The organism is Butyricimonas hominis, from assembly GCF_014287455.1.
Classification (GTDB): Bacteria; Bacteroidota; Bacteroidia; order Bacteroidales; family Marinifilaceae; genus Butyricimonas; species Butyricimonas muris.
The window spans coordinates 327,276-347,536 of the sequence record NZ_JACOOH010000005.1 but is presented as its reverse complement, the minus strand read 5'-3'; the positions used below and the strand labels follow the sequence as shown (position 1 = coordinate 347,536).

Below are 20,261 nucleotides of genomic sequence, written 5' to 3'. Positions count from 1 at the left end.
TCGAATATATAATTACCCATTTCTTATTCCTTCCCTAACATCACCTCTTCATCTGCATTTGTGTATAAATTTTTACGCAGAAGAACGGTCTTTATAGTCCAAAATATAATTTTGAGATCCAAAATGAAGCTCACATGATCAACATAGTAACAATCAAGCTCTTGTTTTTTTTCTTTTCCGATAGAATTTCTATACAACGCCTGTCCATATCCGGTTATACCCGGCCGCACATCCAAACGCTTTTTCTGTACTTCATTCAAATCATCATATAACACTCCATCAATCGGGATTGTTGCTCTCGGTCCTATAAAACTCATATCACCCTTTAAGATATTGAAAACCTGAGGCAGTTCATCTATGGACATCTTCCTTATTAATTCTCCTATCTTCGTTACTCTTGGATCTGATGTCGAATTAAAAGTTGAATTGTCTTTATTACGAATATCCTGAGCGTTTACCACCATGGAACGCAATTTATACATGCTGAATATTTTCCCGTGACGTCCCCTGCGCTTGGCCAAATAAAATACACTTCCTCTGTCTTCTAAATAAATAAAAGGAGCAACGATTAATATCACCAGCAACACGAACGGCAGCGCACATAACGAAATCAGGATGTCTAACAGACGTTTAAAAAATTTATTATACATGATTATCTACATGATTTCAAAATGAATCTTCTTTATAGCCTCCTCACACGCCGCCATGACTTCATCACTCGTGTTACCTTGAACGACAACATATGCGACCCGATCCAAGCTATTACGCATCTCCGGTACAATCTCTCCAATATGTTTCAATAAACCCACTTCAAAAACCCCATTCACGGCTTCCGCCTCTGTTATCCCTGACACAGATTTTAACCTCCCGGGTTGAGGTTGCAAAAAACGTACGGCAGAACATTTTGCATGCTTTTTCTCTATATCAGGATCTTCACCTATAGCACATTTGATGTTAGCCGTAACCATATCCACCCCGGTTGATAACGGTACAAGATGAGTCGTTATAAAATCTCCTCCTAACCGTGCTCCAATTTCCACAACTTTGGGACCTCCTGCTGTATATTTTATCTCTGTATGCGAAGGACCATGATTTATTCCCAATACCTCGACTCCCATTTTCGCAACACTTGCTATATCTCTCAATTTTGCAGTATCATACCGAGAGGGTTGCGTGTGCCCCATCTCCACAAAATAGGGCTTCCCGGAAGTAATTTTATCCGTAATTTGTATGATATTACAAACCCCGTGAACACTTATACTTTCTACACTGAACTCATCTCCCTCCATGTATTCCTCCAAAAGAATTTTGCCATCCCTGCTATATTGTTTACTATAAGCATATGCCTCCTTCAAATTTTCTATCGAAAAATCAGTAACCAACTTAATCCCCCTATTGCCGGAATTATCTGCAGGTTTCACGATAAATTTTTCCACAAAATTCTTGGAGGCATCATAAAATTCTCCCCACTCGCAAACAATATAAAATTCAGGAACCGGCACACCGTTTTTTTTCAAACATATCCTCATTTCTGCTTTATTTGTGGCGTTCAATGCTGTCCGGGGTGTGATTCCGGGTAAATTCAAATCTTCGCAAACGGCCGCCACGGTCTGCATCGGCATATCCGAAGCAAGCGTCATGATACCATCGATACGGTATTCACGAGCAGCCTCGACAATCTTAGGAGTATCTATCGTACTGATTTGTAATCTCGTGATTCCCTCTTCTTTAAACCCCACGGCATCTGGATTCATATCTACAACGATCACATCCAAACCCATTTCTTTTGCTTTTCTTATAGCAGGAAACTGGAGGATACTTGCCCCCAAAATCATTATTTTTTTCATCTAAGACAATAATAAAATGCATCAATCTCAAGATCACAATTTCTTTTTCTTATTCTCAGCCTCATAACCATACCCGTAGCCATAACCATAGCCATAATGCTTACCATAGCCATAACCGTATTTCTTACCGTAACCGTAGCCATAGGTGTTCTTGCGCTTGCTTAAGTCAATTCCGTTGATCACAACCGCCAACTTATCGAATTTATGATCGTCCTTAAGAACATTGATGTAGCAGAAAGCGGCTTTGGGGGTCACATCCGCACGGCAAACATAAACGCACATATCGGCTACACGGCTTATTATAGCCGTATCTGTTACCATTCCAATCGGAGCCGTATCTAATAACACGTAATCATAACGAGCTTTCAATTGTTCTATCGCCTTCTCTAATGCATCACGGGCTACCAACTCCGTCGGGTTCGGGGGAATTGTTCCACCCAAAAGAATATCCACGTTCGGGTGAATGCCGGAGGACCGCACGAGCCCGAAAAGATCGGTGTCTTCCGGGTTCATCAAGTAATTGGAGATTCCTTCCCTCTTGCTCGACAGCCCGAACACTTTGTTCAAGCCGGGCTTACGGATGTCCATACCAACCACTATCACTTTCTTTCCCAAAAAAGCCAAGCTGACAGCAAGATTTCCGGTCACAAAAGATTTACCCTCGCCGGGCTGCGTGGAGGAGAAAAGTATGACCTTCTGGTTTTTCTGTAGCATAAAGAGCAGATTGGTTCGCAATCCCCGGAAGGTCTCCTCCATCATGTCGTTCTTATTCTCGCGTACCACGATAGCACCTTTATCTGATGACTTATGAGGGCTTAACGGTAATTCTCCCAGAATAGGAACATTCGTCAATTGCTCTACATCACCCCGGTTCTCAATCTTATATTTCAATAATTCCACGATAAAGATGATTCCCACCGGAACAATCATGCCGACCACCAAAGCTGCCAATAAAAAAACGAGCTTCCTCGGGGCTACCGGCTCCTTGCCGGGTAAGGGCTCCTCTACAATACGACCATTATTAGCCGTGGATGCCAACGTGATCGCATTCTCTTCTCGCTTCTGCAACAGCATGATATATAGAGTTGCCTTGATTTCCTGTTGGCGGGAAATCGTCATAAACTCTTTCTCCTGCTTGGGCGTGTCGCTGATCCGGCTCTCGAATTTACTCGCTTGACGCTCTATATCTTTTTGGGCAATTTGCAATCCTTGCAAAACACTATTCACTGTTGTTTCCACGCTACGCCTCATCGCCTCGATTCCCGTATTCATGTTTATCACCGCCGGGTTGGTTTCCGAAGAGGTACGCAACAAACGTTTACGCTCGACGATCATCGTGTTGTATTGCTCAATCACCCTAGCCAGATTTTGATCTTGCAATCCCACGTTTGCAGGAATGACCTCTTCTTGGTTGACCGGATCGTTGATATAGGTACGCAGATATTGAACCAAACGGATTTGCGTGGCGTTCTCCACACGTTGTTGCTCATACTTGGAACTCTCTTGCAAAGCCAAACGGGCATCATTTGTCAAATCAGTCAGACCGGACCGTTGCTTGAAATCCGCGAGCTCGCTCTCCGCCGCACCCAACTCATGGTTAATGATACCGATGCGTTCCTCGATAAACTCGGCAGTTTTCTGGGCTACCTCATTTTTCTCGTCGTTCGCGTCTTGATTATAAAACGCCACCAAACGGTTAACAAAATCCACTCCCCGTTCCTTCACCGTATTCTTCACGCTGATCTTTGCAATGGTCGTGGTCTGGGAAGAGGCACTCACACTCAAATCTTTCATATACTCCTCAGCGGTCTCTATCGGAGTGTTTATAGTCGCACGTAAAGCGATTTCCTCTTCTTCCATACACGAGGAATCACCTCGCGTAAAGCTTAAAACGCCCACGGGTGTCGGCAACACCGCCGGCAATTGGTCAAATGCCTGCACCATCTCTTGATCTTCCCCGTCTTGCACATATTCAGCCTTAACAGACAATTTCCCTGCTTTCGTAAAGGCGAGTTCCAACTTTATCGGTTCCTCCAGTTTAGAAGCTTCTTCCGGTGTCATATAAATTCGCACCGGAGTGTTCTTATAAAGAGGAATCGCATACCCGAACACTCGCTTTTTCGCTACACGGACATTTAAATTCAAGTCATTCACGACTTTTTTTATCAAAGTACGGGATTTCAAAATCTCCACCTCGTTATCAAAATTATTTGTCATGGAAAACATGCCCAAATCTTGAATAGCCGCTAATGGATTGTTACCCGAACCACTTCGCTTATCCTCCTCCTTTATCAACACGGAACTGGAAATATTATACACAGGCGTTTGATAACGCAGAAACAGGTAAGTAGCGATACAACATATCAATATACTAGCAACAAACCAACGCCAATAAAAAAGGTATTTGAATAAAAGAGCGAGAAAATCAATCTCATGTTCCTCATTCTCCAAGCTCCTATTACTATTTATCTGTTCGTCTACCATCTCTCCTAATTTTCAATTCTCAATTTTCAATTATTTAAGTATGTTCACTAATAAACCGGCGATAGATACCAGAATCGATATCGAACTCACCCAAAGAGTCGTGCTGTTACCGATATCGGAGTTTTTTGCTTTTGTTTTGTTCGGGGTCACGTAAATAATATCGTTCTGCTTCAAGTAATAATACGGGGAAGTCACGATTCCGGCATTGTTCAAATTCAGGTTGATAATCTTACGCTTGCCGTTCACATCCTCACGGATTAGCTTCACGTTATCGCGAACACCATAGATCGTCATATCACCCGCCATAGCCAAAGCCTCCAGCACGTTCACCTTCTCGTTGCCGATCGTGAAGCTACCCGGACGGGCTACCTCACCCAATACCGAGATCTTGTAATTAGCCATACGAACCGTAACGATCGGGGATTCCTTCAAATAAGGTTTCAAACGCTCGCGAATCAAATCCTCGGCCTCGTTCTTTGTAAGACCACCCACCGCCAAGCGACCGATAACAGGGAAATCGATCTCGCCCTTGTTATTCACCAAGTATTGCTGCATGGTCGGTTGCGTAGTCGTACTGATATTTGTCAAAGCCGCATTGAGCGGAGTCTGCACCGTCAAGTTGAACGGAGTTGCGGCCTTCGGGTCTGTCGTATTGACCGTGATGCACAACAAGTCTTTCGGCATGATCTTCGCGTCATACAAAGGAAGTGTTTCCTTAAAATCGTTCACAGCCTCTGGATTCTTGAGGTAAGGTACATTCTTGTAAGAGGTGCAACTCGCTACCAACAGAGGTAAAGCCAATAAAAGTAGTAATCTTTTGATTTTCATATTATTTTGTTATCATTTTTATTTCATTGAACACAGATGACGCGGATTTAACGAAACAAACGAGAGAAAAGACCTTTCGATTTCTTCGGTTCGTATTCCGACTCGTATTCGCGCATCAAATCCTCATAGGAAAGTTTTTTGCTCACCATCTCGTAGATCATCCCCCAATCCGGGAGACCGCCAAGATTACGATCATCGATAAAGATGTCTACTTTCAACTTGCGGGAGAAATGGTTGTTTTGGTCTTTCTCCTCCTCCGGATAATCACGGTTCACGGCGTAGAACTCCAAGCCGCGATCACGGCAGAAGGCAACAGCCTCATCCAAAAGCTTGCCCTCGCGTACACTCCATAAGATTAACTTATGGTGTTCCGATTGTAACTTTTTTAATGTCTCGATGGCGAAAGGAAGCTCCTTACCGATTGCCGGATATTTATGCTCGACGATCGTACCGTCGAAATCCACAGCTATTATCATCTCTTAATTTTTCAATTTTCAACTCTCGTCTATTTCACATCCAACCTCTCGTACTCCGAATTATTCGACTTAAACTCCGGCACTACCCGTTTCATCAGCCGCACCGTATCCTCCACCTTTACCGCCAAGGCCAATTCTGCCAATTTATCGTAAACCTTCAGGATATCGTTCCGCTTGTATTCACGCACCCGCGCTACCCGAATTTTGGCATGTCCTGTCGGGAGGGTATTCTCCTCGTTACTCAACACTTCCTCGTACAGTTTCTCCCCGGGACGCAACCCGATAAACTTGATTTTAATATCTTCACCCGGAATATACCCGGCTAATCGAATCATCCTTTCCGCCAAGTCTACGATTTTCACCGGTTCACCCATATCAAAAACGAAGATCTGGTTCCCCGCACTCATGACCGCCGCCTCCATCACCAGCCGACAAGCTTCGGGGATCGTCATAAAGTAACGGGTTATTCTCGGGTCTGTCACCGTTACCGGACCGCCTTGCTCGATTTGTTTCCTGAAATACGGGATCACGCTACCGTTACTCCCCAGCACATTCCCGAAACGAGTGGTCACGAAACGTGTCTTCCCCTCGACCTCTCCCCGTTCCATCGCCAACCCTAAACTCTGCACGTAGATTTCAGCCAATCGCTTCGAGGCTCCCATCACGTTCGTCGGGTTCACCGCCTTGTCCGTCGAAATCATCACCATCATTTCCACCCCGTACTCCACGCAAAAGTCCGCTACCAACCTCGACCCAATCACGTTCACCCGCACCGCCTCGCAGGGATTCTCCTCCATCAAAGGAACATGCTTGTAAGCCGCGGCATGGAAAACCACCGCCGGACGATACTTTTCAAAAGCCATTCGCAAACGTTCCTTCTGACGGACATCCCCGATAAAAGGGCTAAACTTCAAACCCGGAAAATTCCTTTCTAGTTCCATGCGGAACTCGTGCATCGGGGTTTCCGCGTTATCAAACAGGATCAAATGCCCCACACCCAAAATCGTCAATTGGCGGCACAACTCGCTACCGATACTGCCCGCCGCTCCTGTGACCATCACCACCTTGCCGGCAAAATTTTCAGCACACTCCCGCGTGTTTATCTTGATCTCTTCACGCCCCAGTAAATCCTCAACCCGTATTTCACGAACGATAGTCTTCTTCAATCCATCGCCCAGCACGTCAACCGGAGGCGTTACTAAATTTTTCAATCCGCAATCCGAACAAAAACGCACCAAACGATCCGCCTCCCGACGAGCCTCCTCGTGCGAGGGATACAACAACGCGTTAATGTTATATTTCTTCACGAAACGGGAAAAATTTTCCTCGTCCTCGAAATAACAAACCGGCAAATCGGATATCACGCAGGACTTCAAGTACCTCTCCGGGTTCACGAACCCCACTACTTGATAGTGTTTACTCGTGTACATCCGCTTCTTGAGTGCAACACTTTTATCCCCGCTCCCGTAAACCAATACACGGCTTTTACCCGAAACATCCCGTGAAATCGCGTAATCGTAAACCAGTACCAGCGTTACGCGAAAACCGCTTAAAACTACTGTTGTCACGAGAAAATCAAGCAAGCAAAAAGCAAAAAGATGATGGCCGAACAAGCACCAACCGGACAAAAAAAGCACTCCTCCTAAAAGAATATCGCTCAAAAGTATAGCGAAACACAATCTCCCCATACTTTTCATTGACGCGTGACGGATGATGTTCTTACTCGTTCCCGAGAGCCAAAAAACTAAAAAAGTCGTCACCCCTCCCGCGAACAGTACCGTGGCATAAGCCGACCAAGACAGATCCGCGATAAAACTATCAATAAAAAAAAGCGACACAAGCGAACTAGTAAGCGACAAATAAACATCCGCCAAAAGAATCACCTTATAACTCACGTATCTTTTCCTTTCAACCAAGTACTTGGATACCTCGTTTATCAAATTTTCCATTTATAAAATGATAAGGCTTCTTATTCTCTAAAAGTTTAAAGAAGCGTCCCCTCCGGTATTAATAGCTTGATCCGGCCTATGAAGTACCGTCGAGGGAGACGCTGTTACCGGGGGTTGCGTTACCCGGTATATCTCTCGTTGCAAGCGGCGAACTCCCGCTTTGCAAGTATATTAAACACTTTTACTGTAACATCAAAATCATTCTCCCGCGATTGCAGGAATCGTTTAACAATCTCCTCCTCCTCTTGCCTCACGGTGACAACCAAACGCGCACGCTCTTCCCCGAATCGCACGTGTTCTTCCAACGGCAACTCCATCGCACCTACAACGTCATCATACAAACAAATAGCATCCCACCAAGATAACAACATTCCACGGTTTCCGCCCCGCGTATACCCCAACACCTCTGTTACCAATCGTCCGGCAAGTTCTCCACATTCCTCGTCCCCGGCAAAATAGTAACAATTGCACAATAAACGACAAACATTCGGAGTACGGCAAGGCAACGCGATCTTACCATTCCCCCGTGCCGCAAAAATCCGGTACGCCGCATCCAAACCGTTTCTCAAGTAACCCAAATCCGAGTACACCTGATAGACATCCATCATGTCCGCCGCGTAACCGGCACGGGTATCGATGGGGACATCCTCGTTTCTCAATTGCCTCGGGAACAAGTGAACGATCGATTTCGCTCGCTCGTGAATATCACCGGGGGTGCCGAAATCATTCTCCAACCACGGGTATACCCGTACCATAGAATACACCGTCAGGTAACCGTGTAACAAGCCCGACAACTGCCCCGGGGGATATGACCGAACGTCAAGCTCCTCCAATCGCTTGTACAAATCGTGAAATAAACCTTTTTCCATTTGTATTTTTTGATTTACGATTTTAGATTTATGATTTTAATTGTACTTGTTGGCACTTTCTTAAATCATAAATCGTAATTCATAATTCATAAATCTTAAATTAATCCTTTTGTTTTACTCTATTCTTTCCAGAAAAGAACCCGGGATGTAAGACGTGGCGATTGACACCACTCCCTCCAAACGAATCACCACCCGCTTGTGTCCCCTCAGGCGCACTAGTTCTCCCACCAGCCCCTGCAAGGGTCCTTTGATAACCCGAACCCGATCACCTCGCTTGAGGTCTTTATTCAATATCTCGATACCATCAGGAGAGAAATCCAGCAGGAACATGAAATCTTCCATCTGCTTGTCGGGAACGATCAAGGAACGACGTCCTTCTAAATCTTTCAAGTAAACGATATTCAGTGAATGCTCGTTAATTAAGGAGAAACTCGTCACCTTATCCGTACGGATAAAAATCATACCGTGAATCAAAAGTACTCGAATGATCTTCCGTCCAAGCGGCGTATCCCGCACCTGTTCCTCCAACGGGAGAAAATTCTCAATTCCCAATTCGTCCAATTTCTTCTTGATCAGTAATTCTTGATTCACCCGCGTGTAAGCGACATACCAGTGTATTTTTTTCTCCTCGATCATGTAATTGTTTATTCTATCAGCAGACCGGACACGCTTCGCGCACTAACCCTGTTACCGGTCCTGATTTATTGCCATGTGTTCCACACACCCCACTTAAACAGTGATATTCATTATAGATGCACGAAAGCTGTTTCACTAAACAATATTTTATATCAAAAAACCATCGTTTAATGCGATGCAAATATACATCATTTTTATTTTCCGCAAACTTTTTTGATTAGTTTTTTGGTTCTCTCAATTAGATATTTAGTTTTTTGTCGATTATTCATAAGTGCTTTTTTTGACCGTGTCATTAAACGATCATTTATTAATTCATAAATAAATTAACGAAAGAACAAATTATCAAATAGATACAATGACTTCTTGTAAACATTTGAATGTTCATTGCATAATCGTTGCCTAACCACAAAAATCTTGTATATACACACCATAAACGTATCATAAACGCAAATTTACGTCTATGATACGTCCATGATACGTCCATGATACGTTCATGAGGTTAGGCAAGAGTTAAGAACAGATTGCCCAACCATAAAACAAATATAGATATTCTTTTAGGCTTATTCCTTCACCGAATCTTGACGATACACCCGAATGACTCCTTGAATCCGTTTCAAACGGGAAATCAACTGCGCCAGATGATCCGTGTCACTTACCAACACGGTGATTTGCCCGTCAAACAACCCTTCACTCGAATTGATAGACAAGCCGCGCAAACTGATCTTCGGGTCTTTCGAGATCACCTCGGTAATTTTAGTTACCATCCCGGCATCCTCCCGTCCCACGATACTCAAAACGGTCTGATAGGACGTTGAACCCGCCTTTGTCCACGCCGCCTGCACGATGCGGTAAGGATAACGGCGTTGCAGGTCGAGGGCGTTCTTGCACTCTGCCCGATGAATCTTGATGCCCTGCCCGATGGAAACGAAACCGATAATATCGTCACCGAACACGGGGTTGCAACACTGCGCGAACTTGTAGACCACGTTATCCACGTTCCGGTCGATTAACAACACATCCTCGCTAATCGGGCGGGTGGGCATCACCTGCACTTCCTCCCGGGGAGTGGTCGCAGCCCGTTCTTCCTCTTTCGGCTTGGTAATAAATTCCTTGATTCCCGCCATATCAAGTTTCTCCTCGGCAATGGCTTGATAGAGATCAATAGCGAACTTATATTTATAATGTTGTTGCAGGCGGTGGATTACCTCGTCGGTCAACTCCAACTTCCAGTTTTTAAAACGGCGAGCCAGCATCTCCTTTCCCAGCGTCGCTTGCGCGCGGGAATGTTCGGTCAGAAACTGCCGGATTTTATTACGGGCTTTCGAGGTAATCGCTATATTCAACCAATCGGCACTCGGCTGCTGATTATTCGAGGTAAGAATAGCAACTTGATCGCCGTTCTTCAACACGTAACGCAGCGTCTCGTTCCGCTGGTTCACCTTCCCCCCCACGCAACGGGAACCCACTCCCGTGTGTATCGCGTAGGCGAAGTCCAACAAAGTAGCCCCTGCCGGCAACGTCTTCAAATCCCCTGCCGGGGTGAACACGTGTACTTCCTTATCCTGCAAATTAATCTTGATATCGTCGAGCATATCGACAGCACCGACATCGGAACTCTCCAGTATCTCGCGCAACTCGGTCAGCCACTCTTCAATCGCCTTGTCCGAAGAACCGCCTTTGTATTTCCAGTGGGCGGCAAATCCCTTTTCCGCCACTTCATCCATGCGTTCCGTGCGAATCTGCACCTCCACCCAACGATTCTTCGGTCCCAGCACGGTCGTCTGCAACGATTCGTACCCGTTGGATTTCGGCACGGAAATCCAATCCCGCAAACGTTGCGGGTTGGGCGTGTACTTGTCCGCCACGATAGAATAGGCTCGCCAACAATCCGCCTTCTCCTCCGCCCCGCTACTCTCCAAGATAAAGCGCACGGCAAAAATATCGTATATTTCCTCGAACTCCACCTGTTTCTTCCGCATCTTGTTCAGAATCGAGGCAATGGTCTTCGTCCGCCACTTCACCTTGAACTTGACCCCGCGGTTATTGAACTCCTCGACAATCGGGGCGATAAACTCGTTAATATACTTCTCGCGTGCCTCCCGGCTGCCTTCCAGTTTCAAGGAAATCTCCTTGTACACCTCCGGTTCGCTATAACGCAAGGCTCGATCCTCCATCTCCGATTTGATATTATACAATCCCAACCGGTGAGCGAACGGGATATAGATATAACTTGTTTCGCGAGCCAATTCCCGCTGTTGCTCGGGACACAAACCGTCGGCATGACGCAAGTCATACAGTTTCTCTGCCAAAAAGATCAACTGCACCCGCACATCCTCGGCAAAACTTAGCAGTAACTTCCGGAAATTATCGGAATCCACCACCCGATGAGTGGCATAAATACGGCTGATATCATGCAATCCGGACAGGATTTGTGCCACCTTGTCACCAAAAACGGCTTTCACCTGTTCAATCTTTAATCCCCCGGACTCCACCACCCGCCGCAACACCAGACAGATAATCGAAGTACGTCCCAGTCCGATCTCGGACGTGATAATCATCCCAATATCCATCAAGCGGACGAGTTCCTCCTCCGTCACTCCTTTCACGTTCACCTCGCTGCTCATAGCGGTGTCGAATGCCTTACGTACCAACCGTACATCCTCGGCAGAAACAAGATTTTTACAAGATTTTAATAACGCTCTGTATTTTCTTTGGATTATCGTATAAGTTATAGATTCTGACATGGCAGGGTTAATTTAGCAATTTCAAACTTCTTTATTCTTATCAAAAAGAATGCCGCTTTCGAACCTTCGGCTCTTTGGTCTGTAAAGTTTATAAGGTTTATAAAGTCCGAAATATCCTTTAGATAATCATATCGGCAACACACGTTGCCGTGAACAAAGCGCCCCGCAGGGGTCTATAAACCTTATAAACTTTATAAACTTTATAAACTTACTTTCCCCTTAACGGCGTTACCACAATATTATACTTGGAACTATAATGAATCAAATACAATCCCCGGTTCTCCAACCCGCCGAAATCACTTATCGGACGGAAACGGAAGCGGGTAAACATCCCGTCATCCTCCCTGTTACGCAGCGTGTTCAGCGTGTTCGTTCTCTCTCTCTCCACCAGCGGAATAAAATACATGGCCATATCGAATGCCCGGTTTGCGATATTATTCGGTTCGGAATGAAAATACTCCCTGTGCTTCGCGGAAAACGCTTGGGCATCCTCGTTCTGGTAATCCACGTAACTATTCATCATCACCTTCACGTTCAACTTGTAGAACATTTCCTCATCAATAGAAGTGAACTTCAACCACTCCGGGAAACCGATCACTGTAATACGGTAATGATCACTCAAGGCGGATAACACGGGCAATACACGACTCGCTGCCGCCTCGTTGACTGTCGGGAAAAGGATGATATTCTCCACGTCCGGTCGCAACATCCGGCGTACGGAATCCACGTGCATTCGCGGATGCCACTGGTAATCGAGCATCGGCTCGCCAATCTCACCCTGCATACGGGCACGCACGAGTGCCGGCAAACGATTCACCTCCCCGGCACGGGCATTACCGTCCGGAATGATATGAATCAAATGAGCTCCATGAGCGTTAGCGGCAACCCAATCCGCCATTTCCTCCACCAGCGAAGGCGTGGAAATATTCATCTGTACAAAATTCGGAAAGCGGGACAATTCCCCACTTCTCGCCGAGAGGGGATAAATCATGGGGATCACCCTGTTTTGGAGCTGCTCGGCAACTAACTTATACGTGTTCGCGTAAACGGGACCCACGATCAAATCGGGCGATAATCCGTTCAACTCCCCGATCACCGCCTGTGTGGCGTTAGCGTCACGCTCCGTATCATAGACATGTATATCAATCGTGTAGCCTTGTCGTTTCAAACTATCCGCCGCCATTAAAAATCCTTCATAAAATTGCAGGAACTGGGTAGACTTATCACTCAAACGCCACCTTTCATTACGAATATTCACCCCTGTCGTGTCCACCGGAATCTCCTCCGGAGTAAATGGTAACTTATTATCTTTCACAGACAAAGGCAACAAAAGAGCCACTTTCACGTGCCGACGCTCGTAATTCCGCTCCGGAATCACGTAAGTGGTATCACCTACCACCTGTTGCATCATCCCCTCCAAGGAATCGCGTGCCGGAGGGTAGAGAGCAACGTGTTTCTCCTCCTCTTGTTTCTGCCGTGCCGCCTCCTGTTCCTGACGATCGAGCCAGCGTAATTCGGCTTCCAACACGCCCCGATCAATCTGACGCAACGGCAGGCGCACCACAGCCCCTTCGGCTATCGGTCGGCTCACGTCGTACTCCGGATTCTCCTTCAATATCCGTTTCAACTTGATCCCGAATTTCTTGGAAAGAGAATACAACGTCTCCTTCGGACGCATCTTATGATAGTAATACTTGTCGTCCACCCGTTTAAAAGGCTCCACGTGAGGTATCTGCAATACCTCGCCCACGGAAAGGGCGTTATCTTTCTTCCCGTTCAAGGCTTTCACCTCGTCGACCGCCACCCCATAAGCCTTACAAATAGAAAAAAGCGTCTGCTTGGGTTGAACCGTGTGCAGATAAAAAGATTTTCCACCAATCACGATCAATTCCTTTGACTTCTCTATCTTGACTTCTTGCGCGTTAATATATCCTGAAACGCATACCAACAGGAGTAAAAATGCAAATCTTACCATCTTTTGAATACTTATTTTCCGAGCAAAAATAGTAAAATAGTAGTGATAATTGAAAAATCTCTCTTATTTTTGCAGGATAAAGGTAGTAAACGTTTCGCGATCTTCTCTACGAGACCGCAAACTTTATAAACCTTATAAACCTTATAAACTTTATAAACTTTATAAACCGCATGAGTTTCTTCAAAAAAGGACATATTATCGTTTTACTCGTCAACCTTGTCGTGGCGGCAATCTTGCTGTTCGTGATCGGGTATATCGTGCTGAAACAACTGGATAAATACACGAACCACGGTTATTACATCGCCGTACCGGAATTGCGGGGACTCACCCCGACAGAGGCTGCCCCGTTCGCCAAAGAAAAGAAATTACAAATCGTTGTCGTGGATTCGATTTACGACAACAACGCGAAACCGGGCACGGTAGTGGAGCAATTCCCTGCCCCGAACTCCCGTGTAAAAAACAACCGCGCGATACAACTGACGATCAACGCCAACGCTCCGGAGAAAGTGATATTTCCCAATTTGCGGAACACCGCGTTCCGGCAGTCGTTACAGCGCTTGCGCAACCTCGGTCTGAACATCGGCAGAATCGAATATGCCCCGTCAAATTACAGGAATCTCGTGCTTGATTTCAAGTATAAAGGAACCGTGTTGCAACCCGACACGATTCTCCAGAAAGGAGAAACCGTGGATATCGTGCTGGGTAACGGCAATACCCCCAACAATCAAGTAGCCATACCCTATCTGCTCGGCAAAACGCTCGCCGAAGCAAGAAACATCACGTTATACGCTTTTCTGAATATCGGAGAGATCATCCCCGACAACACCGTGAGAACGGAAGCCGACCGGATGACGGCAATCATATACCAGCAAGAACCCGAGGCGGAAGAAAACATGACCATGCAAATGGGGGGAGACATAAAACTCTACCTCACGAAAGACGCGCAAAAAATAACGGCACTGGACTCCCTGTCCATCGAGGAGCAATTACCATGATAGAAGAAGAATTAGAAGAGCTTGAAGAATTAAGCGAGGACGAACCGGAGCAGGAACAGGAAAGTTACGAACATTTCCGTCTGGAAGTCGATCCCGGACAGAATTTATTGCGCATCGACCGTTTTCTGGTAGACCGTCTGCCAAACGTGTCGCGCACCAAGATACAAGAGGCGGCAGAAGCCCAATGCGTACAGGTAAACGGCAAACCCGTGAAATCAAATTACCGGGTGAAGCCGAAAGACCTCGTGACCTTGATGTTGCCTCACCCGAAACGGGAAATCCGTGTTATCCCGGAAGATATACCGCTCCGCATCGTTTACGAGGACGATTACCTGCTGGTTATCAACAAAGAGCCGGGCATGGTGGTACATCCCTCGTACGGGCATTACACGGGCACTCTCGTGAACGCCCTCGCGTGGCACTTGAAAGGCAACCCGCTATTCAAGGAAAACGATCCCCGACCGGGATTGGTACACCGGATAGACAAGGATACCTCCGGTTTACTTGTCATCGCGAAGACGGAAGAAGCCAAAACCAAACTGGCGTCCCAATTCTTTCACAAGACATCGAGCAGGAAATATGTCGCCGTGTGCTGGGGCAATCTGGACGAGGAAACCGGAACGATCATCGGTAATATCGGCAGGAGCATCTCCAACCGGAAAGTGATGGGCGTCTTCCCCGAGGGCAGCGACTACGGCAAGCATGCCGTCACCCACTACCGCGTACTGGAACGCCTTGGCTACGTGAATGTAGTCGAGTGCGTGCTGGAAACCGGACGTACCCACCAGATACGGGCACATTTTAAATCAATCAAACATCCCCTGTTCAACGATCCCGAATACGGCGGCAACGAGATACTGAAAGGAACCACATTCACGAAATACAAACAATTCGTGCAAAACTGTTTCACCACCTGTCCCCGTCAAGCCTTACACGCCAAAACTCTCGGCTTCGAGCATCCCGCCACCGGCGAATGGATGGACTTCAACTCGGAAGTCCCGCGAGATATGCAACAGCTTATCGAGAAATGGCGCAATTACGTGGCGAACAGGGAAATTGAGGAAAATCAATAAATCCAGTTCCCGATATTGCGCTCCGCGGCATTGAAATCAACGCCGACCTTCACGAGTTCCCGACCATCAACAGCGTAAGGCAGGAGATAACCTTTATCGTCAATCTGTTGCAAAGCCTGTTCGGCAGAACCGTCAAGTTTGAACTCGAACACGTATATGTACTTGGGTGTTTTTACCACTGCATCCGCCCGTCCACGGGCACTGCGCACCTCGGCTTCCGTGAATTGTCCCATTAACTTGAAGACGAGGTAAAACACGACTTGATAATGACGCTCGGTGCGGGTATTCAACTCGTAAGGGAAATCGGCAAAGAATGCCCGCAACCGTTTCATGAAGGCATCGACATTGCCGACACGGAGTTCTTGAACAAATTTACCGATATAAAACCCTCGCTCTTCCTCCGCCAAAGAAGTGTAGAAAGGAACGAGGAAATCTATGAAACCGTACTTCACCTCGTCATTCGGGAAAGCTAACGTATATGTCTGAAACTCTTTGTTATAATCCTTGATCGTCAGGTAACCGCTCTGAAAGATCAAGGGAATCGGGTTGTCGGCATTCACCCGGTACTCGGTGAAAGAAGAAGCCGGGGCTTCCACGCCGTCCAGCAACTCGCGCAAGTCATAATCACTCTTCTTCAACAACTCCACTAGGAAGGTCGGCGTTCCGGTCTGGAACCAATAGCTGCCGAACTCTTGCTTGTAGAACGTGTTCAGCACGCTGAACGGGTTGAACATTCCCTCTCCCCTCGGGTGAAAATGATAGCCGTCGTACAGCGCCGTCATTTTCGTCAATATATCATTGGTTGTCACGCCGTTGATGGCTGCCAATTGAGTTATTTCCGGCTGGAAGTTTTCTTTCAATTCTTCAAGAGTGATACCGCAAAGCGTGGCATAATTATAGTCCATGCTAATATCATTCAACTGGTTGAGATCGCTGAACACGCTGATTTGCGAAAACTTCGTCACCCCGGTGAGGAACACGAAACGCAGGTAACGGTCGGCACTCTTGAGTACACCATAGAAAGCTTTCAACGAGTCACGGTAATTCGCGAGCAAAGCATCATCTCTCCCGAGTGCCTGCAGAAGCGGCTTGTCATACTCGTCAATAAGCACGACAACTTCACGACCGGATTGCTCGTAAGCACGACGGATAACCTCGAAAAAACGTCCTGACGGGGTTGTTTCTCCCTCGTCTTTTCCCCAGCGGGCTTCCCACATCTTCAGGTACCTATCGAGGATAGAATACAATCCTTCCGGCCTGTCATACTTCTCGGCATTCAAGTCAAGATGAAACACGGGATGCACGTTCCACTCCTTCTCCATTCCCTCTATCGCTAACCCTTCGAACAAATCTTTCCGCCCGGAAAAATAAGCCTCGAAGGTCGAGAGCAACAAACTTTTCCCAAAACGTCGCGGACGACTGAAGAAGTAGGGTTTTCCCGTGTTGGCTATCCGCCACACGAGTGCAGTCTTGTCGACATACAAATAATTAGCCGTACGAATGTTCTCGAATGTCTGTATCCCGATCGGGAGCTTTCTGGTTACCAGCATTTCCATAGTAATCTCATTTTAGATATACAGGCAAAGATAGTCTATTAAGCCCAATATGACAAAAAAAAAGTTCATAAAGTAAAGAGCAATACCCATTTATATAACCGGACAGGAAAAAGACAAGAAGAAATAAAGAAGAGATAAAGATGAAGACAGGCAACACGCTTCTTTCATTTTCTGATCAAAGACGTTTCAAAGACGTTCGTGAACGTCTTTGAAACGTCTTTGTATCGAAGGTGTAACGTCTTTGATCCCTTATTACACCCTTATCTCTTCTTTATTTCACGAGGATATCCCCGGATTCTCCCGTGCCCAAAGTACAACAGGAATCCCCTCCCGGCATCACGGGAAGTGTATGGATATCAGACATTAAACCGAAAATTCATCATATCACCATCCTGCACCACGTAATCTTTCCCCTCGACGGACATTTTCCCGGCTTCCTTGCATTTTGCCTCTGAACCGAGTGCAACGAAATCATCATATTTAATTACTTCCGCACGGATAAACCCTTTCTCGAAATCGGTATGTATAATTCCGGCGGTTTGCGGGGCTTTCATACCGTTCTTGAACGTCCACGCCCGCACCTCTTTCACTCCTGCCGTGAAATAGGTTCTCAGATTCAACAATTTATAAGCCGTACGGATTAACTTGTTCACTCCCGCCTCGTCCAGTCCCAAGTCTTCCAAGAAAAGTTGCTTTTCCTCGTAGGTTTCCAGCTCGGCAATATCCGCCTCGATAGCGGCACCGATCACCAGTACCTCTGCCCCCTCGTCTTTCACCGCCTCACGCACCATATCCACGTATTTATTGCCCTTCACCACGGAAGCCTCGTCCACGTTACAAACGTACAGTATCGGTTTATTCGTCAGCAACATCAACTCTCTCGCCACCTCTTGTTGCAAATCGTTCAACTGCACGGAACGGGCAGATTTCCCCTGCACCAAGGCATCTTTATAAAGATGCAACACCTCCACCAATCGTTTGGCTTTGGCATCGCCTCCCGTCTGCGCTTTTTTCTCCTCTTTCGCCAAACGGTTTTCCACCGTTTCCAAGTCTTTCAATTGCAATTCCGTGTCAATCGTTTCCTTATCCCGAATGGGATCTACCTTACCGTCCACGTGCACGATATTATCATCGTCAAAACAACGCAACACGTGAATGATAGCATCCGTTTCCCGGATATTGGATAAAAATTTGTTACCTAACCCCTCGCCCTTGCTGGCTCCTTTCACCAACCCGGCAATATCCACGATCTCCACCACGGCAGGCACCACGTTTTGAGGTTGCACCAACTCAACCAGCTTATTCAGCCGTTCGTCCGGCACCGTGATTACTCCCACGTTCGGCTCGATCGTGCAAAAGGGAAAATTCGCCGATTGCGCCTTGGCATTACTCAAGCAATTAAATAGTGTCGACTTTCCCACGTTTGGCAAACCGACTATTCCACACTGTAAACCCATAGTCTATATTTGTATCTTTATTATCAATCTATTATATAACACGTTCTTACTCCCAAAAATTTGAGTCTGCAAAGATAATCAATTTTCGGGTTAATACCTACCTCCGCTCTGTTTCTCCTTTGCAAATCGAATAAAAAATACTATATTTGTGATATAAACAGAAATTACCATGGGCATAGATTACTTAAAAGAGCGTTACGTGAACCCCTACACCGACTTCGGTTTCAAACGGTTGTTCGGGAACGAGATCAGTAAAGATTTATTGATCAGTTTCCTCAATGCCTTGTTGCACGAGGAACAACACATCGTGGATATTACTTATTTACGAAATGAACACTTGGGAGTTCTGGAAAAAGACAGGAAAGCCGTGTTCGATGTTTACTGCGAAAACGACAAGGGTGAGAAGTTTATCGTCGAGATGCAAAAAGCCGAACAACAATTCTTCAAGGACAGGAGCGTTTTCTATTCCACTTTCCCCATCCGGGAACAAGCCCTACGCGGAGAATGGGACTACAAGTTGAAAGCCGTCTATACCATAGGTATACTGAACTTCGTTTTCGACGAAAACCGGGAAGACGAGAATTATTATCATCACGAGATCAAATTAATGGACATCAACAAAAAGGAAGTGTTCTACGACAAACTCACGTTCATTTACCTCGAGATGCCAAAATTCACGAAAACGGAAACAGAATTGGAAACCTTGTTTGACAAGTGGATGTACGTGCTCAAAAATCTACCCCGGTTAATGGAACGCCCTGTTGCACTACAAGAACGTATCTTCGAACGGGTTTTTCGTGTAGCCGAGATCGCTAAATTCAACAAAAACGAACTGGTGGAATACGAGGAAAGCTTGAAAGTTTTCCGGGATTTAAATAATGTAATCAATACCGCCGAACAAAAAGGAGAAACCCGGGGAGAGGCACGAGGGAGAGCGGAAGGAAGAGCGGAAGGGAGAGCGGAAGGCGAGAGGAAAAAAGCCCTTGACATCGCCCGCAACTTAAAATCCAGCGGTTTGCCCGTTGAGGACATAGCGAAATTTACCGGCTTAACGTTAAAGGAGATTTCCAATCTTTAATAATTTGATGCGTCTACATCGGATCAAAATGTAGACCATCAATCTTTGAACTGTTCTAAAGCCATCTCGCAAATACAAATATTGACTTGTAGAAAGGTCAGAAAAAGAAATTGATTCTCCGAGGTTTCATCTTCCCAATCCCAATCTGCAATCTCCGGTCGGTCAAGGTATTTCTCTGCTTTTTGAATACCTAGTCTGTCTATCACGCTTTGTGGCGCACAAGCTTTAAGTTGCATTATTAAAGAAACCAAATAAGCTATTTCACTTTTGTAGTAATCCATCGTGAATAAAGAT

16 protein-coding genes are annotated in these 20,261 nt (G+C 46.1%); 3 read left to right on the top strand and 13 right to left on the bottom strand.

Annotated elements, in window-relative coordinates; all coding sequences use genetic code 11:
• Positions 1–23: 23 nt before the first annotated feature.
• The 10 genes from H8S64_RS12915 to H8S64_RS12870 form a co-directional block, all read right to left on the bottom strand.
• The gene (locus H8S64_RS12915) at positions 24–650 is read right to left on the bottom strand and encodes a sugar transferase (RefSeq protein WP_186976429.1); all 627 of its coding nucleotides are present in this window, start codon (positions 648–650) and stop codon (positions 24–26) included.
• A gap of 6 nt (positions 651–656) precedes the next feature.
• On the bottom strand, positions 657–1,847 hold the full coding sequence (locus H8S64_RS12910) for an ATP-grasp domain-containing protein (protein WP_255469529.1): 1,191 nt from the start codon (positions 1,845–1,847) through the stop codon (positions 657–659).
• A 33-nt stretch (positions 1,848–1,880) separates the two neighbouring features.
• Positions 1,881–4,331, bottom strand: a complete 2,451-nt coding sequence (locus tag H8S64_RS12905; protein WP_186976427.1) for a GumC family protein — start codon at positions 4,329–4,331, stop codon at positions 1,881–1,883.
• Positions 4,332–4,361: 30 nt separating this feature from the next.
• A complete protein-coding gene (locus tag H8S64_RS12900; RefSeq protein ID WP_186976425.1) occupies positions 4,362–5,159 on the bottom strand; it encodes a polysaccharide biosynthesis/export family protein in 798 nt (265 codons plus the stop codon).
• Positions 5,160–5,206: 47 nt separating this feature from the next.
• The gene (locus H8S64_RS12895) at positions 5,207–5,635 is read right to left on the bottom strand and encodes a BT0820 family HAD-type phosphatase (RefSeq protein WP_186976423.1); all 429 of its coding nucleotides are present in this window, start codon (positions 5,633–5,635) and stop codon (positions 5,207–5,209) included.
• A gap of 29 nt (positions 5,636–5,664) precedes the next feature.
• The gene (locus tag H8S64_RS12890; RefSeq protein ID WP_186976421.1) at positions 5,665–7,584 is read right to left on the bottom strand and encodes a polysaccharide biosynthesis protein; all 1,920 of its coding nucleotides are present in this window, start codon (positions 7,582–7,584) and stop codon (positions 5,665–5,667) included.
• 119 nt (positions 7,585–7,703) lie between these two features.
• The gene (locus H8S64_RS12885; protein WP_099293439.1) at positions 7,704–8,453 is read right to left on the bottom strand and encodes a hypothetical protein; all 750 of its coding nucleotides are present in this window, start codon (positions 8,451–8,453) and stop codon (positions 7,704–7,706) included.
• 114 nt (positions 8,454–8,567) lie between these two features.
• The gene (locus H8S64_RS12880; protein ID WP_186976419.1) at positions 8,568–9,089 is read right to left on the bottom strand and encodes a UpxY family transcription antiterminator; all 522 of its coding nucleotides are present in this window, start codon (positions 9,087–9,089) and stop codon (positions 8,568–8,570) included.
• Positions 9,090–9,649: 560 nt separating this feature from the next.
• Positions 9,650–11,833 carry a RelA/SpoT family protein gene (locus H8S64_RS12875; RefSeq protein ID WP_186976417.1) on the bottom strand — a complete coding sequence of 728 codons (2,184 nt, stop codon included), beginning with the start codon at positions 11,831–11,833 and terminating at the stop codon, positions 9,650–9,652.
• A gap of 208 nt (positions 11,834–12,041) precedes the next feature.
• Positions 12,042–13,808 (bottom strand): LysM peptidoglycan-binding domain-containing protein, encoded by a 1,767-nt coding sequence (locus H8S64_RS12870; protein ID WP_099293445.1) that lies wholly within the window; start codon positions 13,806–13,808, stop codon positions 12,042–12,044.
• A 170-nt stretch (positions 13,809–13,978) separates the two neighbouring features.
• Between H8S64_RS12870 and H8S64_RS12865 the strand changes: the two genes are divergently transcribed.
• The gene (locus H8S64_RS12865) at positions 13,979–14,803 is read left to right on the top strand and encodes a PASTA domain-containing protein (protein WP_099293447.1); all 825 of its coding nucleotides are present in this window, start codon (positions 13,979–13,981) and stop codon (positions 14,801–14,803) included.
• Complete coding sequence (locus H8S64_RS12860; RefSeq protein WP_099293449.1) at positions 14,800–15,876, top strand: RluA family pseudouridine synthase; 1,077 nt, start codon at positions 14,800–14,802, stop codon at positions 15,874–15,876. Before H8S64_RS12865 ends, H8S64_RS12860 begins: the two co-directional genes overlap by 4 nt.
• On the opposite strand, the gene H8S64_RS12855 is transcribed toward H8S64_RS12860, so the two are convergent.
• Both H8S64_RS12855 and ychF read right to left on the bottom strand, forming a co-directional pair.
• Positions 15,870–17,426, bottom strand: coding sequence for an ATP-binding protein (locus H8S64_RS12855; protein ID WP_186976650.1), 1,557 nt, complete (start codon positions 17,424–17,426; stop codon positions 15,870–15,872). The genes H8S64_RS12860 and H8S64_RS12855 overlap by 7 nt on opposite strands.
• Positions 17,427–17,788: 362 nt before the next feature.
• Positions 17,789–18,889 (bottom strand): redox-regulated ATPase YchF, encoded by a 1,101-nt coding sequence (gene ychF, locus H8S64_RS12850; protein ID WP_099293453.1) that lies wholly within the window; start codon positions 18,887–18,889, stop codon positions 17,789–17,791.
• 169 nt (positions 18,890–19,058) lie between these two features.
• Here ychF and H8S64_RS12845 point away from each other — a divergent pair, with 169 nt between their 5' ends.
• Positions 19,059–19,967 (top strand): Rpn family recombination-promoting nuclease/putative transposase, encoded by a 909-nt coding sequence (locus H8S64_RS12845; RefSeq protein ID WP_186976415.1) that lies wholly within the window; start codon positions 19,059–19,061, stop codon positions 19,965–19,967.
• 38 nt (positions 19,968–20,005) lie between these two features.
• Here the strand turns inward: H8S64_RS12845 and H8S64_RS12840 are convergent, their stop codons facing one another.
• Positions 20,006–20,248 (bottom strand): hypothetical protein, encoded by a 243-nt coding sequence (locus H8S64_RS12840; protein WP_099293457.1) that lies wholly within the window; start codon positions 20,246–20,248, stop codon positions 20,006–20,008.
• Positions 20,249–20,261: the final 13 nt, after the last annotated feature.

Excerpts from the sequence above, each read along its gene's own strand:
- H8S64_RS12880 (WP_186976419.1), bottom strand. The coding sequence starts at position 9,089 with ATGATCGAGGAGAAAAAAATACACTGGTATGTCGCTTACACGCGGGTG.
- H8S64_RS12875 (WP_186976417.1), bottom strand. The coding sequence starts at position 11,833 with ATGTCAGAATCTATAACTTATACGATAATCCAAAGAAAATACAGAGCG.
- H8S64_RS12865 (WP_099293447.1), top strand. The coding sequence starts at position 13,979 with ATGAGTTTCTTCAAAAAAGGACATATTATCGTTTTACTCGTCAACCTT.
- H8S64_RS12885 (WP_099293439.1), bottom strand. The coding sequence starts at position 8,453 with ATGGAAAAAGGTTTATTTCACGATTTGTACAAGCGATTGGAGGAGCTT.
- ychF (WP_099293453.1), bottom strand. The coding sequence starts at position 18,889 with ATGGGTTTACAGTGTGGAATAGTCGGTTTGCCAAACGTGGGAAAGTCG.
- H8S64_RS12890 (WP_186976421.1), bottom strand. The coding sequence starts at position 7,584 with ATGGAAAATTTGATAAACGAGGTATCCAAGTACTTGGTTGAAAGGAAA.
- H8S64_RS12900 (WP_186976425.1), bottom strand. The coding sequence starts at position 5,159 with ATGAAAATCAAAAGATTACTACTTTTATTGGCTTTACCTCTGTTGGTA.
- H8S64_RS12845 (WP_186976415.1), top strand. The coding sequence starts at position 19,059 with ATGGGCATAGATTACTTAAAAGAGCGTTACGTGAACCCCTACACCGAC.
- H8S64_RS12870 (WP_099293445.1), bottom strand. The coding sequence starts at position 13,808 with ATGGTAAGATTTGCATTTTTACTCCTGTTGGTATGCGTTTCAGGATAT.
- H8S64_RS12895 (WP_186976423.1), bottom strand. The coding sequence starts at position 5,635 with ATGATAATAGCTGTGGATTTCGACGGTACGATCGTCGAGCATAAATAT.
- H8S64_RS12840 (WP_099293457.1), bottom strand. The coding sequence starts at position 20,248 with ATGGATTACTACAAAAGTGAAATAGCTTATTTGGTTTCTTTAATAATG.
- H8S64_RS12855 (WP_186976650.1), bottom strand. The coding sequence starts at position 17,426 with ATGCTGGTAACCAGAAAGCTCCCGATCGGGATACAGACATTCGAGAAC.
- H8S64_RS12905 (WP_186976427.1), bottom strand. The coding sequence starts at position 4,331 with ATGGTAGACGAACAGATAAATAGTAATAGGAGCTTGGAGAATGAGGAA.
- H8S64_RS12910 (WP_255469529.1), bottom strand. The coding sequence starts at position 1,847 with ATGAAAAAAATAATGATTTTGGGGGCAAGTATCCTCCAGTTTCCTGCT.
- H8S64_RS12860 (WP_099293449.1), top strand. The coding sequence starts at position 14,800 with ATGATAGAAGAAGAATTAGAAGAGCTTGAAGAATTAAGCGAGGACGAA.
- H8S64_RS12915 (WP_186976429.1), bottom strand. The coding sequence starts at position 650 with ATGTATAATAAATTTTTTAAACGTCTGTTAGACATCCTGATTTCGTTA.